The sequence below is a fragment of the Roseisolibacter sp. H3M3-2 genome (assembly GCF_029211165.1).
GTDB lineage: Bacteria > Gemmatimonadota > Gemmatimonadetes > Gemmatimonadales > Gemmatimonadaceae > Roseisolibacter.
The window spans coordinates 1-2,192 of record NZ_JARGEK010000561.1 but is presented as its reverse complement, the minus strand read 5'-3'; the positions used below and the strand labels follow the sequence as shown (position 1 = coordinate 2,192).

Annotated in this window: 2 protein-coding genes; both read right to left on the bottom strand. The window is 77.6% G+C overall.

Annotated features, from left to right (window positions below; genetic code table 11):
• Positions 1–117: 117 nt before the first annotated feature.
• Entirely contained in the window at positions 118–747 is a 630-nt protein-coding gene (locus PYV61_RS24500; protein WP_275836500.1) for a sigma-70 family RNA polymerase sigma factor, read from the bottom strand.
• A 16-nt stretch (positions 748–763) separates the two neighbouring features.
• Positions 764–2,192 (bottom strand): serine hydrolase domain-containing protein (locus tag PYV61_RS24495; RefSeq protein WP_275836499.1); only part of this gene is annotated, 1,429 nt, incomplete at its 5' end.

Below are 2,192 nucleotides of genomic sequence, written 5' to 3'. Positions count from 1 at the left end.
GCGGCGCGGCGGCGCGCGAGCTCGCCGGCCGCGCCGCCCGCGACCGCCGCGCGCAGCCGCGCGGCCTGCGCGGGGTCGGCGCGCAGCGCGAGGCGGCGCAGTCCGTCCGTGGGGTCGTCAGTCATCGGCGGCGCCCGGCTGGTGGGGAGCGAGCCAGCGCCGGAGGTTCCGGCGGGCCTTGAACAGGTTCACGCGCGAGGTCACCGCGGCGATGCCGAGGACGTCGGCGATCTCGGCGTGCGTGAGCCCCTCGACGTCGTGCAGGAGGACGATTACGCGCTGGCGCTCGGTGAGGCGCGCCAGCGCGCGGCCGAGGTCGCGCGCCAGCTCGGCGCGGTGCGCGCTGCGCTCCACGTCGTGCGGCGCGACGGCGCGCACGGCGTCCACCGACGGGCCCTCGCGCAGCCGCTCGCGGCGGATCAGGTTGCGCGCGCGGTTCTGCACGATGCGCAGGAGCCAGTGCCGGAAGCGCTCCGGCGCCGCGCACTGGTCGAGTCGTCGGACGGCGATCAGGAAGGCCTCCTGGCAGGCGTCGTCGGCGTCGGTGGGGTCGCGCAGGATCGCCAGGGCGACCGCGTACGCGGCGTCGAGGTGCCGCGCGAGCAGCACCCCGAGCGCGCCCTCGTCCCCGTCGAGCACGCGCGCGACGAGGGCGGCGTCGCCCGCGGGCGCGGCGGGCCCCGCCGCCGCGGCGTCGGGGGCGCCGCGGCGGGGGAGCGCGTGGGCGAGCGAGGCGGAGCGGTGCATCCGGGCGCCCGCGCGTTCAGTAGCCGGCCACGAGGCCGTGCGTCTTGCCGAGCACGTGGTCCGCGGTCGGCGCGTCGAAGTTGGAGAGCGCGATCAGCGTGTAGCCGGCCGGCTCGAACGCCGCGCCCCACGCGTTGCCGCCCGGCACCAGCCCGCCGTGCCCGTAGCGCCGCCCGCCGCCGGGGAGCGCCTGGACGAAGAAGCCGTAGCCGTAGGTCGCGCCGGTCCACGGGTCGACGCCGCGCGGCGTCAGCATCTCGGCGCGCGTGCGCGCCCCGACGAGCCGGTTGGCCGCGAAGGCGCGGAAGAAGCGCGCGAGGTCCGCCGCCGTCGCGTACGAGCCGCCGTCGGCGCCGCCGGGCCACGCGCCGAGCATCGGCGTGCTGCTGCGCCGCGTCGCGAGGGGCACGCCGCCGAGCGGCGGCAGCCACGTCTGCCCCTCGGCCTGCCCCGCGGCCGCGCCCGGAAGGAGGAACGCGGTCGCGCGCATCCCCGCGCGCCCCCACACCTCGCGCGCCACGTACGCGCGGTACGACTCGCCCGTCACCCGCTCGACGACGTGTCCGAGCAGCGCGAAGCCGGAGTTGCTGTAGGCCACGCCCGTCCCCGGCGCGAAGCCGGGCGACATGTCGGCGATGACCGGCAGGTAGTCGGCGATCTCGCGCAGCACGACGCGCCCGGACCGCACGTCGTCGTGGTCCATGTAGTTGCCCAGCCCCGAGCGGTGGCTGAGCAGGTGGCCGATCGTCGCCGCGCGCGCCCACTCGCGGCGCGGCCAGTCGGGGAGCACCTCGGCGACCGGCGTGTCGAACGAGAGGCGCCCGTCCTCGACGAGCTGCGCGATCGCGACGGCGGTGAACATCTTCCCCATCGAGCCGACGTTGAATCGCGTGTCGGCCGTGTTGGCGCGCGTCCGCGCGAGGTCCTCCGAGCCGACCGAGAGCGCCGCCAGCTCGTGCCCGCCCTTGAGCAGCAGCGCGTTCCCGGAGTACGCGTCGGCCGCGGCGAGCTTGCGCACGTAGCGCGCGAGGTCGGCGGCGACGTCGTTCGGGTTGCGCAGCGCGGCCGGCGCCAGGTCGGCGGGCGGGTCGGTCCGCGCGAACGGGATCAGCATGTTGACGCGGTGCGGCGCCGACGCCTCGACGCCGATGCGCAGCCGGTACCAGAGCTCCGTCAGCTCCGACTGCAGCAGCACGTCGCGCGACGACTCGCCGGTCGGCGTGGTGCGCCGCACCGCGAGCGCGCGCAGGTTGCGCCACTCGAGGTACATGACGCGCGCGAGGAAGCCGGGGTTCGGCGCGGTGCCGCGCGTGACCGCGGAGTCGAGGTAGAGCCGCACCTGCACGGAGTCGCCGGTGGCGAAGACCGCCAGGAACTCGGCGGCGCGGCGGCCCATCGGCGCGCGCGCGGCGTCGCTGGCGGCGGCGCACGCGGCGCGCGCCGCG